This window comes from Catenovulum maritimum (genome assembly GCF_001050375.1).
Lineage (GTDB): Bacteria > Pseudomonadota > Gammaproteobacteria > Enterobacterales > Alteromonadaceae > Catenovulum > Catenovulum maritimum.
Genome location: NZ_KQ130485.1, coordinates 128255 through 142546, shown reverse-complemented (window position 1 = coordinate 142546; position 14292 = coordinate 128255). Strand labels below are relative to the sequence as shown.

The following is a 14292-nucleotide window of genomic DNA, read 5'->3' as shown; positions in this document are numbered from 1 at the left end:
GAGCTGGACAAACCGCCAGCTCCTCATTAAATAAGCCTATGAATATTTTCAGTTTTGAGTTGAGTGCTAGCTCAGTAATCGCGACCAGCTTAATTCTTATCGCGATATTATTATTTTTTAGATTTATCCAAATACTAAAAGGAATTCAAATTGACTCTTAATAAACGAATTTTGTTTGGCTTGCTAGTTAGCTTAGCCACCTTTAGTTTGATAACACCTATTGCGCAAGATCTGAGCTATCACACTTTTGCAGATCAAACGCACTTTTGTAATCTAACAAATGGCATGAATGTATTGTCGAATGTGCCATATTTTATAATAGGTGCAATCGGCTTAATAAAGTTATTCTCAGCGCCGAAATCATCTAGAAATACACTTAAAATGAGTTTAGCTATTAGTTTGATTTTAGTCGCTTTAGGCTCAGGGTATTATCATTTAGCACCAAGTAATGCGACTTTATTATGGGACAGATTAGCTATGTCTACCTGTTTTGCTGCGCTTCTGACACTAGTATGTTATGAGCTTAATAGTGCAAATAATACTGCAAATTTAAACCCTATCGCTTCAGTATGGAAATTAGGCCTAGCTTTACTCGTCGCTTGCTTAGGATCTGTGCTTTATTGGTACTGGTCTGAGCTGAATAATTTAGGTGATTTACGCGCATATGCTTTAATTCAATTTGGCGGTATCTTATTTATTATAATCAGTTTATTTCGCTTATCCGGCAACACTCAACGTGCATTTTTCATCCTAATTATTGGCTATATACTGGCAAAAATATGCGAGCATTTTGATCAGCAAATTTATGATGTATTAAATCAAACAATCAGTGGTCACAGTTTAAAGCATATTATTTCAGGGCTTGCTTTAGCGCCTTTAGTAATAGGTTATCAGGATAATTAAAGTACTCAATGGACTCAGCCTGTGTTAGCAACATTTTGCAGGCTGGTCATACCAACTTGCTGACTCTCGAGTTAACCCTGCAGATATTTATTAGCCTGCTAACCACTTAATTAAACACTCACCTTACTACCCTAATGCCAGCATACCCTTACATAACCATGCAATTTAACCGCATGAATTTAATAACTTAGCAAACGACCCCGACTTAAAGTCAGTAAAGCTTAGACTAAATAGCTAGCAGCCTATTCACTGGGCTAAATCATTAGGAGGCAGGAAAGGTTAATATCGTCATATTTCTAATAAATTAAGATTTAGCATACAAATATCTCATTAACATTATTTTAAATTTAAGCTAAAATAGTTTTATCAAAGTTATATAGCGTAGAGTTAATAATAATTACTTATGAAATTAAATATAAATTCAATATCGAGCATCTTCCTGATATTTTTATCTCTATTTACTAGCTCTATTTTTGCTAAAGAAATTGTATTTCTCCAAGCTGATGAAGCCAAAGATAAATACCATATTGATTTAATTAAATTCTTGTATAAAGACGATCCCAATTACTCCTTGAGACCATATAGAGGTGAAATATCTTACGGCCGCCAAAAGAGTGAGATAGAAGCAGGAAAGCTTACCGTTGCTGCTTTTGCGACGGATAAAAAGATAGAGCAACGACTGCAACCTATCAGAATTCCAATTTTAAAAGGGCTATTAGGCCATAGAATATTCATCATACGAGATGGGGAGCAGTCTAAATTTGCCAATATAAATTCATTTGATGAATTATTAGCATTTAAAGCTGGTCAAGGTAGAACTTGGGCGGATACAGCTGTTTTAGAAACTTCAGGTTTAAATACCATTACCGCCGTAAAATACCCTAACCTTTTTTTAATGCTGGAAGGTGGCAGGTTTGATTTTTTTCCAAGAGGCGTACACGAACCCTTTTCTGAGGTCGCGGCAAGACCTGAACTTAACCTAGTTGTTGAGCCTAAATTGATGATGGTTTATCCACTTGCGCTTTACTTATTCGTATCAAAAGACAACCAAGAACTCGCAAAAGATATGACGATGAAACTAGAAAATTCGATTGATTCTGGAGAGTTTGATAAATTCTTTTATAGCCATCCCCTAATTATAGATGTCTTGAAAAAAGTAAATATTAAACAACGTAGAGTTTTTAGAGTTGATAACCCACACATGTCAGCAGATACACCAGTCGATGAGCCAAAGTACTGGTTAAATATAGAAGATATACCAGACATTTAAGCAATCATGATAGCGAGGCGTTATAAACAGATAACGCCTAGCATACTTCCCTGTCTTATCTTCCCTACGCTCTCCAATGAATATTACCAGCTTCCAAATCAAGTGTACTTAGCAAGTACTGTATAAAAGTCTTTAACCACTATTGGTTTAGCAATACAGTCAACCATTCCATGTTTTTGATACTCTAAAAAATCTTGCTTCATGACATTTGCAGTTAAGGCGATTATTGGAATATTAGGCAGTGCTTGTTTGATCTGCTGCGTTGCACCGATTCCATCCAAGTTCGGCATCTGAATATCCATTAATATAATATCAGGTGGGTTTTCGAGCGCTTTTCTTACAGCTTCTGCACCATCACAGGCAAGACTGACTTTGGCATTTAACCCAGCTAAAATGGCTAGTACCACTTCTTGATTAATTTCATTATCTTCGGCTAATAAAATAGATTTTCCCGATAAATTTAACTTTAGACCGCCTCTATCTTGTTGATAAAAAGATTTATACTGCGCAGCCGTTGACTCAAGTACCACTAATTCAAAATCAAACTGGCTCCCCTTGCCTAATTCACTGCGACAAGTTAAATCACCAGTCATTAAATTCGCTAAGCGTTTTGAGATCGCTAAACCTAATCCTGTTCCACCGTACTTACGGCAAGTTGAAGCATCGAGTTGATTAAAAGCACTAAATAAATTTTTAATATTATCTTCTGATATTCCAATACCTGTATCTGAAACCGTGAACTTTAAATGATATAGACCAGATTTGAGTTCAGCTTTCACGAGCTCGACTCGAACACTCCCAGCTTGAGTAAATTTCAACGCATTGGAGGTCAAGTTATTGAGAATTTGTCCTATTCTAAGGGGATCACCAACAAAAATTTTATCTAGTTCTACAATGCTCTCTAATTTTAACTCAAGTCCTTTTTCTCTCGCTTGAAGTCCTAACGAAGCTTCTAACTGCAGAAATAACTGCTCGAGGTTAAATGGGGTTGATTCTATTTCTAATTTTCCAGCTTCAATTTTAGAAAAATCCAAAATATCATTTATCACCGCTAGTAAATGATTAGCTGATAATTTTATTTTAACTAGATAATCGGCCTGCTGAGCATCTAAATTAGTCTCTAAAATAAGCTGGGTCATACCTAAAATACCATTCAGAGGTGTTCTAACCTCATGTGACATATTGGCTAAGAATTGTGATTTAGTCTGGTTCGCGGATTCTGCTTTAAGCTTTGCAATAGAAAGCTCCTCAATACTACGCTTTTCTTTTGTAACATCTTCATAAGTGCCAAGTAAGCCAATCACATCTCCTTTATGATCTTTCAATGGTACTTTAGTGGTGCGGATCCAACCAAGTGAACCATCAGGTTTAGTTTGCGGTTCATCAATTTTAATTTTTTCTTTTAAATTGTGTATAACTTCTTTGTCATCTTCTCGATATAAATCAGCTTCTTCAAACCACGGCATATCGTAATCTGATTTACCGACAACATAAGCAGCATCACTCACGCCAGCATCATTAGCAAAAGCCTGATTTGCGCCTAAAAAGTTGCACTGTGTATCTTTCCAAAAAACTCTTGCTGGTATAGTGTCGAGTACAGCCTGCAATAACGAATTAGACTCAACCAGTTCATTATTTGCTTGCTCCAATTGCAGATTAGCGCCTTCAATTTTTTTATCTGCGTTTTTTAAAAAAGTATCGTATTGCGTTTTAATTTGGTTAATTAAAATAAAGCAACTGATGCTGACGCAAAAAACAAGGAAAGCTTCCATCGCCCAAGCTGCGAAATTAAGACCATATTGATTAGCATCTACTTCTCCTCCCACTATGCCAGAGGAATGAGCTATAAATCCAAGTAAGTAAATAGTTAATACCACAGCTGTTATTATATAAACCGCTTTGGCTTCAAGCAGCAAAGCAGATAGTAATAATGCAAACACCAAAACGATACCGGCTGACGCTATGATGCCAAACTGAACAATGCCTAATAGGCCAATGATAAGTATGATTGAAATAACAAAATAAGATTTAACCAAATAGCTTAATTTTTCTCTTAATAAGTAAGATAACCAAAATAAAGAAACACTTATTAATTGGATGAAGATAAGTGGAAGAAACCCAGTTTGAGACATCCGCATCACAGAAAAAGCCATGATGGGCACTGAAATTACCATCATTAACTGCATACTTCTATGCAGGGTCAACTCTTGAATTGTCATCTATAAATCCCCATCGACATTTTCCTTGAGAATAGAGAATAAAATCTATGTCTAAATATAGACTAATAAACAAAGTTTAGAGTTGGATCTGTAGAGGTTTATAAGAAATAAAATGGGGGCTTAAATTCGAAATTTTAATTAATTTATTAAAGTTAAATTAAACGATTTCATTAATGATTCTACCAACAACGTTACTAGCATCACCAGAAAGCTCTGTTGCCGATAGCGCATTATTAGAATTTACAGATAAAGAAACCAGTTCATTTGTTACAGAATCACCGCCACTAATCCCAGATAAAATTTGACTGGTTTGTCCAATTTGCTGGGTTGCAACATTCGCAAGTAATTCTTCTTTAGTTTGTAGTTGGTTGGTAATATTTTGATTAACTGAAGTAGCAACCAGTGAATTGGATTGATCACCAAAAGTGCTATTCAGAATAGATTGATTTAAACTATTATTAATTGAATTGATCGACATAATTTATCCAACTACACATAAAAATTAATACTGATTAAATTCTAGCCTAATTATCTTTTTATATCTAAATGTATTTGTAGAACAGCTCACAATGCAAATCAATAAATTGGTTAATCTGTAAATATAAAGCAACTCTTAGCTTTAATAACTTGATTTGATGAATAACTGATTAGCTGCATCGTCAGCTATGCGATTCTCTCCTTTACTTCTGTTTGAACTAACTCAAACAGCTCAAGCAAATCATCATCTTCTAAATCAGCTATATGGACACTTCCAAAAATTCTTTTTTTATTTAGGTCTTTCTCTGCACAATAAGAATGAGCGACCCCCCGACCAGGCACTGTCATAGGTTTACCAAGAGAATCATCGTTTTCTAAAATATTTTCGTTACAAAACATACATTTCATAATTAGCCCATTAGCGCAGGTTTTAGTCACTTGAATATTTTCAGTTTAGCTAACTCTGGTTATTTTGCGAGTCGCTAAACTTGATCTGGTGATTTATATATCTCTTGCATTTCGCTGGCAATAAAATCGAAAACACGTCTAACTCTTAAACTAGTGCGCAATTCCTGATGACAAACTAACCAAACAGGTAAAGTCATAATAGGCCCCATATGCTCAAACGCCCTTTCAAGCTTAGGCTCAGGGTCTCCCATTTGCTCAGGAAAAAAAATCAAACCTAAACCTTCTTTACACAATTCTAATTGAAGCAGCTGAAAAGGCGTAATGACAGGAAAGTTTTGCTGGGATAAATTCCAGCCTTGTTGATTCAATATATCAGCAACCGAACTAGTTTGATCAAAGCCGATAATATGTACATTTTCTAGTTGCGAATAATCGCTAATTTCAGCTAGTTGATTTAAATAGTCAGGCGAAGCATAAAGCCATATCACTTCCTCGCCTATTTTTTTGGCGATTAAATCTGGCTGCTTAGGATGAAAGCTACGAATCGCAATGTCTGCTTCTCGACGTTTTAAATCGCTCGGCTCATTAGTCACAACCACTTCAATTTCAATCCCAGGTTCAAGCCGACGAAGTTTAGCGATAATCTTTGGCAAAATATAAGTAGCAGTTAATTCACCAGCCGAAACAATTACAGTGCCTTCAATTTGTTGAGACTGACCTGTGGCTGTTAGCGCAAAATCTAACGCTGCATTACCCATAATTCGTGCATGCTCTAATAGCTCTAGCCCACTTTTTGTCAGTACAAGCCGCTGCCCAACTCGTTCAAACAAGGAAACCTTTAATTCGGCTTCTAATGCACAAACTTGCCGACTCAAGGTAGGCTGGGTTGAATTTAACGCTTTAGCCGCAGCCGACAAAGTACCTTCCTCAGCTGTTACTAAAAATGCACGTAGATGATTCCAATCAAAATGAACTGAATGCCAAGTCATACGAATTTGTATACCATAAATACAAATACCTGAGTATATATACCAAGTTTGTATAGGTAAAGTAGACCTATATTTCAATGACAATTGGTTTAATACAATGACAGTTTTAATTTTAGGAGCCAGTGGCGCAACTGGAAGCAAGCTGGTTCAGCTATTACTAGAACAAGGTATAAATGTTAAAGCGGTAGTGAGATCCAAATCCGATTTTATCAATAGCCAAGCCAAGTACATTCAACAAAACAACCAGCTCAGCATAATACAGGCTAACATATTAGCCATGTCTAACGCAGAGCTGACAAGTATATTGCAAGGGTGTCAAGCTGTCGTATCCTGTCTTGGACATAACTTAAATTTTAAAGGTTTATTTTGCCAACCTAAGCGACTCGTTACCCAAGCAATACAAAAGGTTTGTCACGCGATTGAACAAATACCAGGTGATGCACCATACAAGATGCCGATTAAACTAGTATTAATGAACACCACAGGTAATCAAAACCACAAAGCTGGAGAAAAAGTATCTGTGTCACAAAGCTTAGTGATAAGCTTACTTAGGTTAGCTTTGCCACCGCATGCTGATAATGAAGATGCCGCACAATATTTACAAACGAACCATGCTCAAACACAGTCCAGCAATACCACACAGCAAATACAAACTAAGCTTGAATGGGTTGTCGTTCGCCCTGACAGCTTAACCAATGACACTAAAGTCAGCACATATGAGATCTACCCATCCCCTATTCGAAGTGCGATTTTTGATCCGGGAAAAACCAGCCGAATTAATGCTGCACACTTTATGTCTCAACTAATCCGTGACAATACCTTATGGCAAAAATGGCGAAGCCAGATGCCCGTCATTTATAACGCTGACTATATAACTTAGTTTAGTTAGCTAATTTTTTAGCTCAAGTACAGGTTAAATACTCAAAGGAGAAATACAATGAAAATGAATTATTTCGTATTTGGTACTAATACCAATCCATCCTAATTATTGCTCAATTTTACTGGTTAAAAAGCACGTAAACTGCGTTATGAATTTTGCTATTAGTTTACTAGTAGCGGCAATTCATGCCTTGTTAGCGCACTTTTTTTCTACGTAAAATATAGATCAAAAATTTAGGTGAACTGGTATAACAAGATGCAAGCTGCGGTTGAATTTTATGATGCGCTTTTTAATGATACCTCAATTAATAAAATTCACGCAGAAGGCAGAATGACATTATGGGCAGGTGAAGATTTTATGTTTGCTTTAGCCGAGCCTTTCGATGGCAATAAAGCGACTGTTGGCAATGGCACTATGCTTGGGTTTAATTTAAATTCATCGACTGAAGTGGAAGCAATATATAAAAAAGGATTAACCCTTGGCGGTACAGATGAAGGAGAGCCTAAAATTCGCTCCGGTCGATTTTCAGCTTACATTAGAGATTTAGACGGCAACAAAATTTGTTTGTTTGAGTAAATGGAACTAGATAGTGCATAAATAAAATTTTTTATGCACTATCTCTGTTTAGCAGCTTAAATATAATAAGCTTCAACTGTGCCTTTTAATTTAATTAAAATAGGCTGACCACGGCGATCTAATGCTTTTGGTGAAGGAATTTTAACCCAACCTTCACTAATGCAATATTCTTCAACATCATTACGCTCTTTGCCGTTAAGGCGAATACCAATTGGGTGCTCAAAACACTCTGCAACATAATGTGGACTACGAGAGTTGCTCGCAAGGTGATCGGGTAAATCTGGTTTAGCGTTATTGTCGCTCATACTTATGACCTGAAATAGTTAAAAACGAATACAAATGTGAGCGTGCATCATATATGCCCGCCCACAAAAATTAAACTCTTAAACCTAGCTTTTACTCAACGGTTACTGATTTAGCTAAGTTTCTAGGTTGGTCGACGTCTGTACCTTTAATAACAGCTACATGGTATGACAATAACTGTAATGGAATTGTGTATACCATAGGCGCAATTATGTCTTCTGTTGGCGTTACATTGATTACACGTACATTTTCTTCACTTTGGAATTTAGCGTCTTTGTCGGCGAATACGTATAAAATGCTACCACGAGCGCGTACTTCTTCAACGTTAGAGTGCAGTTTCTCAAGTAAGTCATTCTTAGGGGCAACAACGATAACTGGCATTTCAGCATCAATTAACGCAATTGGACCATGTTTTAACTCACCAGCAGCATAAGCTTCGGCATGAATGTAAGAAATTTCTTTAAGCTTTAATGCACCTTCCATCGCGATTGGGTATTGATCGCCTCTACCTAAAAATAGTGCATGGTGCTTGTCGGCAAACTCTTCTGCTAGCGCTTCAATTTCTTTATTAGCAAGTAATGCATTTTCAATTTTGCTTGGCAGCTGCATTAATGCATTGGCAATTTCTAGTTCAACGCCAGCTGGTAAACCTTTGTGTTTACCTATAGTTAAAACTAGCATTAATAATGAAACAAGCTGAGTGGTAAATGCTTTAGTTGAAGCAACACCGATTTCTGTCCCTGCACGTGTCATAAAGTGATAATCAGATTCACGTACTAAAGATGATCCCATCACATTACAAATACTGAGCGAAGATAAGTAACCTTGCTCTTGGGCTAAACGTAAAGCTGCTAAAGTGTCTGCTGTTTCACCTGATTGTGAGATAGAAACAAACAAGCTGCCATCATGTACATAGAATTTTCTGTATCTAAATTCTGAAGCGATTTCTATGCTGCAGCTAACATTTGCGTATTGTTCAAACCAGTATTTAGCAACCATACCTGCGTGATAACTCGTACCACAGGCAACAATAGTGACATGGTTAATTTTTGGTACGACTTCTTCAAAACCTTGACCAAAGATACCCGTTTCGATACCAGAAGCAGAAATACGACCTTCTAATGTTTGACGAACACAAGTTGGTTGCTCATAAATCTCTTTCATCATGTAATGACGATATTCACCTTTGTCTGCCGAATCAGCTTTGGCATCGACTAGGTTAACTTTACGTTCAACTTGCTCACCGTTTTTGTCAAAAATTTCAACTGATTTACGACTAATGCGTGCAACATCACCTTCTTCAAGGTAAATGAAGCGACTAGTAACAGGTAAAAGCGCTAATTGGTCTGAAGCAACAAAGTTTTCGCCTATGCCTAAACCTATCACTAACGGGCTACCTGAACGCGCAACAACCATAACATCAGGGTTTTGCTTATCTATAATGGCTGTACCATAAGCACCAGTCACTGTTTTTGCCGCCGTTTGAACTGCTTTTAATAAACACTCACCTTGGCTTAATAATTTATAGATTAAGTGAGTTAATACTTCAGTATCGGTTTCTGATGAGAAGTGATAGCCTTCTTCACTTAATTCCGCTTTAAGTTCTTTATAGTTTTCGATAATGCCATTGTGAACAACAGCAATTCGGTCTTGTGACATGTGTGGATGTGCATTTGCTTCAGTTGGCTCACCGTGTGTCGCCCAACGCGTGTGAGCAACGCCTGTGCCGCCTTGTGGAAAGCTTTCTGCAACTGAATCAGCTAAGTTTTTAACTTTACCAACACGACGTAATCTTTGGATTTCGCTATTATTAATTACGGCTAATCCTGCAGAGTCATATCCTCTGTATTCTAAACGACGTAATCCTTCTAATAAAATATCTGCAACATCACGCTGCGCTACTGCTCCTACGATTCCACACATAATATATTCCTAGCTATCGTTATATTTTAAGACTGCGCAATTAAAACTTGCACACCCATATTTTTAATTTGTGCCACTGCCTCTGGTGTTATACCGTTATCAGTAACCAGTGTTGTAATTTGTTGCCAAGTCAGTTCAAGGTTTGGAATTCTTCGACCTATTTTATCGGATTCTAACATCACGATAACTTCCCTTGCTTGTTCAGCCATGACTCTACTTAAGCCAATGAGTTCATTAAAAGTAGTCGTTCCACGTTTTAGGTCAATACCATCAGCCCCAATAAATAGCTGGTCAAAATCATACGACCTTAATACCTGCTCTGCAACTTGACCTTGAAAAGATTCTGAGTTTGGATCCCAAGTGCCACCTGTCATTAATATGGTTGGCTCTGGCTCTAACTCTCTTAACTGGTTAGCAACCTCAAGGGCATTTGTCATTACCACTAAACCAGCTTTTTGGCTTAAATGCGGTAATAAGGCAGCTGTAGTCCTACCACTATCAATAATAATGCGGTTGTGCTCACGAATACACTCAGCTGCTTTTTCACCTATGGCTTTTTTAGCTGCTGATATGGTTTTCTCTGCATCTAGAATGACTTCTTGAGGCAAAGGTACTGCGCCACCATAACGGCGTAGCAGCAAACCACTTTTTTCAAGTTCTGCAAGATCTTTTCGAATCGTGACGACAGATGTTTCGAAACGTAACGAAAGTTCATCAACCGTAATTTCGCCTAACTCGTTCACTAGCTGAACAATTGTATGGCGCCTTTGCTGGGTATTACGTTTCGACATTTTCGATTTAATCCAAATAAGTTTCGTTTCGAAATTTAGGCGCTATTAAATCAGAAGATATATAGAGGTGCAATAAATTGAAGGATTAAAAAACAAAAAGCAGAAAAAATTCACGTTCTGCTTTCTGTAAATATAGAGTTTACTTAAAGTTTAGCTTTTATTACTTCTAACATTTGCTCACCAGAAGGCCTAACTTTAATATTCTTACTGGCGTGATACCAAGCAATTGAGCCATCTTGTTTAATTAAAAATACAGCTGGATGAGGTATCTTCTCGTCTCTTTTAATACCAAATAGCTGGCTAACGGTTAAATCAGAATCGCTTAAGAATAAGTAATCTTGACCAAAACTTCTTTGCGTATTCTTGTTAGTTGAAACCGCATCTGGACTGATTCCAACCAACTGAACATTATGCTTTGCTAATTCTGGTAATACAGATTCAAATGATTCCAAATTACTAATACAGTAAGGGCACCACTCTCCACGATAAAAAACGAGCATAGCATGCTTTTTATCCAATATTTGCGTTAATGAAACCTTTTCATTTGCTGAATTATTTAGGCTGAAATTAGGTGCTTGTTGACCCACTTTTAAATTAACTGCTTCAACATCAGAATAACTCGCACTTAATAGTTGCTCTTTATTTATTCCAGATGAAGAACAAGCAGTAATAAAAATCATCAAAGTTGTGACAATGGCATGTTTAAAATTAAACATTAGCTTTCCTTAATTTAAATATTTACGACTGGTTTAGAAGACACACAAAAGTGAATAAAAATTTCAACTTGATTATGTTAATCCACCTAATGAATAAATAATAGGCAATCAAGCTGGTAGATTTGTAAAAACAGATAATAATTAAAGACGAGTTTAAATAGGTAATTTTATTAGAATCAAATAAACGGAGTCCATTATGAAGGGTATATTTAAGCCAAGTCTGATTGCAATCGCGATTAGTTTAGGGGTTTCTGGCTGTAATGTTTCAGTTGATTTAAATGATGAAGATGAAGAAGTTAAAGTAGGTTACTTTGTTGATAGCGGTGTAGAAGGCGTATATTACCAAACCGAAAGCGAATCGGGTTTCACTGGTTATGACGGCATGTTTTACTATCAAGAAGGTGACAGTATTACATTCTCAATCGGAGATGTTAGCTTACCAACCACTATGGCCAAAGCAGAAATAACCCCTGTTGATTTAGTTGGTGCAGATCCTACTGATTCAACCGTTATCAATATTCTTCAATTTTTACAAAGCTTAGATGACGATGCCGATCCAAGTAATGGTATCTATATAACATCCGCCATTGATGCTAGCTTTACCGGAGAGTCGCTAGACTTTTACTCGGATACTTTCGATTCCGATTTTGAAGCTATAATCACACCACTCAATTTAACTTTAGTGTCTGAGCAAGATGCTTTGGCTCATTTCTTAAATTTACCAACATATCATACTGGACCTATGCTACATGGAAGCTGGGTATTTACAGAAACAGATGATGCAGGCCAAGCTGAAGGCCGTCATGTACTAACTTTTCTTGATGACAACAAGTACATTTTAGTTCATGAGACTGCCGATGATGAAGGCGGTGATCAGATTGCAGGTTCCGTTGAGTATGGCAAATATTCAATTGATGATTTAACTGGTGAATTTAAAGTAGAGCAAGTTATTTCAGCATCTGACGGCGATGGCGGTTTAGAAAATGAAGGCAGACCAAACGAGCAATACTTTAGCTATAATGCAAATGGTCAATTAGAACTGACTATACGTGAAGCGCCTGAATTAGCAGATGGTAATTGGGATACCAACCAAGATAATTGGGGGGATTTTAATACCTTATATCTAGATAACGCTTTTAACCCTGCAGATCCAATGACTGGTAGTTGGGTATTATCAGAAATAGACGACAATGGCGATCCAATAATGGACAGCATTAATGTGATCACCTTATTTGGCAATGGTGAGTATGTTGTTGCACATACTATGAATACAGAAGCTTATGGGACTGATACACCACTTTCCGCATCATCTGAATGGGGCAGCTTTACTCATGATGACAATGGAGGCTTTACCATAAACACACCAAGCATTGATTTAGATGGTAATGGTGGTTTATATGACGCGGAAGAAACCAATCAAGAAGTTACCAACATTATGGTTAAAATGAATGGGGATTTAAGTGTAACCGAAATAGATGATTTAAATGTTGAATCTAGCTTCTCTATTATGCCTCTGTTATATCCAAAAATGATTATGGAATCGGATGTAGATCACTTTGAGTCAATGGTAAATGGCAATAAAGAAAGCTTTATGTTTAATGATGATAAATCAGGTACCTATTCACACGAAGATGACTCTGGAAATGTATCTTCAGATAACTTCTCTTGGTCTATTAAGGATGGTCGTTTAGAGCTTACTTATTCAGATAACGCAGTTGATTATTTCACACTCGTTGGTGGCACTCTCAGTTACGGCTATTTATCAATGTCTTGGGACGATGATGGTGATGGTCAACTAGATGGCGAAGGTGTTCTAATCAAAACGATATCTATGATGGATGACTATATTCCACTGACCTCTTCTGACATTGTTAGTGTTAATCTTACTTATACTGAGGCTGATGGTACTCCACTAGTCATCCCATACACATTTAATTCAGATGGCACAGGTTCAGTAACTTGGGAGCAATTTCAAGACTTTGATTGGTCAGTCAATGATGCTGGCGAATTAGAACTAACTTGGGTAAAAGACGATAAGACATGGACATCCGTAACTCGGTTATTAGAAGGTACATTTACCGATGGAAAGCTCGTTGAGATTCTTGATGATAACAACGATGGTACTATCAGTGACGATGAGCATTTCCAATATGAGAGTTCATTACCAACTTCATCAGGTTCAACCATTATCCCATTAATGGCAGGTGATATTACCGGTACAGTCTTGTTCAGCTATTTTGATGCTGCTGGTAACCCTGACGGAACGGGTGAGTTTACATTCGTAAATAATGGTTCTGGGAGTGTCAAATGGGATGATGACGCCAATGATATTGAAAACTTCACTTGGTCAATAACTCAAAGTGGAGAGTTAGAAATTGATTTAGAAAATGCCCCAACCTCTGATATCTATTCACTTATTCAAGGTACATTTAGCAGTGGCGAATTAATAGGAGAAATCGACCAAGATGAGGCCAACGGAGATAGAGAAGCTAGCTTACAAGTGATGACATCCTCGTCAGTATCTAATCCGATCTAAAAACAACTATCTATTTGGATTAATGCTCCCATCATTGCCTTAATGATTGGGAGCATTTTTTTCAAGAGTAATTTAGCACTTCTCATGTCCCTTCCCTTACTTCCCTACAATGAGATTTTTTCAACTTCACTATAAGTAAACCATAAGAAACAAGCCAATAGCCAAAGCATTAAATTTTTTAAAGGCTCTTAAAAATAAACGTAAATAAAATATAACAGCCCCTATAACAAGATAGGAATACAGGTTATTAGAGAGTATTTTTAATGATTGAAAGGTCAAAAATTTCTTATATATAAAACGC

13 protein-coding genes are annotated in these 14292 nt (G+C 36.9%); 5 read left to right on the top strand and 8 right to left on the bottom strand.

Annotated features, from left to right (window positions below):
* The first annotated feature begins 150 nt into the window (after window positions 1-150).
* Window positions 151-903: a ceramidase domain-containing protein gene (locus XM47_RS06020; RefSeq protein ID WP_048690744.1), complete on the top strand. Its 753-nt coding sequence runs from the start codon at window positions 151-153 to the stop codon at window positions 901-903.
* A gap of 403 nt (window positions 904-1306) precedes the next feature.
* Window positions 1307-2173: a hypothetical protein gene (locus XM47_RS06015; RefSeq protein WP_048690742.1), complete on the top strand. Its 867-nt coding sequence runs from the start codon at window positions 1307-1309 to the stop codon at window positions 2171-2173.
* A 98-nt stretch (window positions 2174-2271) separates the two neighbouring features.
* On the opposite strand, the gene XM47_RS06010 is transcribed toward XM47_RS06015, so the two are convergent.
* The 4 genes from XM47_RS06010 to XM47_RS05995 form a co-directional block, all read right to left on the bottom strand.
* Complete coding sequence (locus XM47_RS06010) at window positions 2272-4392, bottom strand: PAS domain-containing hybrid sensor histidine kinase/response regulator (protein WP_048690740.1); 2121 nt, start codon at window positions 4390-4392, stop codon at window positions 2272-2274.
* 157 nt (window positions 4393-4549) lie between these two features.
* On the bottom strand, window positions 4550-4870 hold the full coding sequence (locus XM47_RS06005) for a hypothetical protein (RefSeq protein WP_048690739.1): 321 nt from the start codon (window positions 4868-4870) through the stop codon (window positions 4550-4552).
* 185 nt (window positions 4871-5055) lie between these two features.
* Window positions 5056-5277, bottom strand: coding sequence for a hypothetical protein (locus XM47_RS06000; RefSeq protein ID WP_048690737.1), 222 nt, complete (start codon window positions 5275-5277; stop codon window positions 5056-5058).
* Between the two features lie 74 nt (window positions 5278-5351).
* Window positions 5352-6344: a LysR family transcriptional regulator gene (locus XM47_RS05995; protein ID WP_245623425.1), complete on the bottom strand. Its 993-nt coding sequence runs from the start codon at window positions 6342-6344 to the stop codon at window positions 5352-5354.
* Window positions 6345-6363: 19 nt separating this feature from the next.
* Between XM47_RS05995 and XM47_RS05990 the strand changes: the two genes are divergently transcribed.
* Together XM47_RS05990 and XM47_RS05985 are read left to right on the top strand one after the other, a co-directional pair.
* Complete coding sequence (locus tag XM47_RS05990) at window positions 6364-7146, top strand: NAD(P)-dependent oxidoreductase (protein ID WP_048690733.1); 783 nt, start codon at window positions 6364-6366, stop codon at window positions 7144-7146.
* A 237-nt stretch (window positions 7147-7383) separates the two neighbouring features.
* A complete protein-coding gene (locus XM47_RS05985; protein WP_245623424.1) occupies window positions 7384-7722 on the top strand; it encodes a VOC family protein in 339 nt (112 codons plus the stop codon).
* A gap of 56 nt (window positions 7723-7778) precedes the next feature.
* Here XM47_RS05985 and XM47_RS05980 read toward each other — a convergent pair whose 3' ends face one another.
* The 4 genes from XM47_RS05980 to XM47_RS05965 form a co-directional block, all read right to left on the bottom strand.
* Window positions 7779-8027, bottom strand: coding sequence for a DUF3297 family protein (locus XM47_RS05980; RefSeq protein ID WP_048690729.1), 249 nt, complete (start codon window positions 8025-8027; stop codon window positions 7779-7781).
* 91 nt (window positions 8028-8118) lie between these two features.
* Window positions 8119-9948 (bottom strand): glutamine--fructose-6-phosphate transaminase (isomerizing), encoded by a 1830-nt coding sequence (glmS, locus tag XM47_RS05975; RefSeq protein WP_048690728.1) that lies wholly within the window; start codon window positions 9946-9948, stop codon window positions 8119-8121.
* 26 nt (window positions 9949-9974) lie between these two features.
* Window positions 9975-10739 (bottom strand): DeoR/GlpR family DNA-binding transcription regulator, encoded by a 765-nt coding sequence (locus XM47_RS05970; RefSeq protein ID WP_048690726.1) that lies wholly within the window; start codon window positions 10737-10739, stop codon window positions 9975-9977.
* Window positions 10740-10882: 143 nt separating this feature from the next.
* A complete protein-coding gene (locus tag XM47_RS05965; protein WP_048690724.1) occupies window positions 10883-11455 on the bottom strand; it encodes a peroxiredoxin family protein in 573 nt (190 codons plus the stop codon).
* 196 nt (window positions 11456-11651) lie between these two features.
* Between XM47_RS05965 and XM47_RS05960 the strand changes: the two genes are divergently transcribed.
* Window positions 11652-13991 carry a hypothetical protein gene (locus XM47_RS05960; RefSeq protein ID WP_048690722.1) on the top strand — a complete coding sequence of 780 codons (2340 nt, stop codon included), beginning with the start codon at window positions 11652-11654 and terminating at the stop codon, window positions 13989-13991.
* Window positions 13992-14292: the final 301 nt, after the last annotated feature.

Bases quoted from the DNA above. Each gene is read 5' to 3' on its own strand.
- XM47_RS06015 (WP_048690742.1), top strand. From the start codon at position 1,307: ATGAAATTAAATATAAATTCAATATCGAGCATCTTCCTGATATTTTTA.
- XM47_RS06010 (WP_048690740.1), bottom strand. From the start codon at position 4,392: ATGACAATTCAAGAGTTGACCCTGCATAGAAGTATGCAGTTAATGATG.
- XM47_RS06005 (WP_048690739.1), bottom strand. From the start codon at position 4,870: ATGTCGATCAATTCAATTAATAATAGTTTAAATCAATCTATTCTGAAT.
- XM47_RS06000 (WP_048690737.1), bottom strand. From the start codon at position 5,277: ATGAAATGTATGTTTTGTAACGAAAATATTTTAGAAAACGATGATTCT.
- XM47_RS05990 (WP_048690733.1), top strand. From the start codon at position 6,364: ATGACAGTTTTAATTTTAGGAGCCAGTGGCGCAACTGGAAGCAAGCTG.
- XM47_RS05980 (WP_048690729.1), bottom strand. From the start codon at position 8,027: ATGAGCGACAATAACGCTAAACCAGATTTACCCGATCACCTTGCGAGC.
- glmS (WP_048690728.1), bottom strand. From the start codon at position 9,948: ATGTGTGGAATCGTAGGAGCAGTAGCGCAGCGTGATGTTGCAGATATT.
- XM47_RS05970 (WP_048690726.1), bottom strand. From the start codon at position 10,739: ATGTCGAAACGTAATACCCAGCAAAGGCGCCATACAATTGTTCAGCTA.
- XM47_RS05965 (WP_048690724.1), bottom strand. From the start codon at position 11,455: ATGTTTAATTTTAAACATGCCATTGTCACAACTTTGATGATTTTTATT.
- XM47_RS05960 (WP_048690722.1), top strand. From the start codon at position 11,652: ATGAAGGGTATATTTAAGCCAAGTCTGATTGCAATCGCGATTAGTTTA.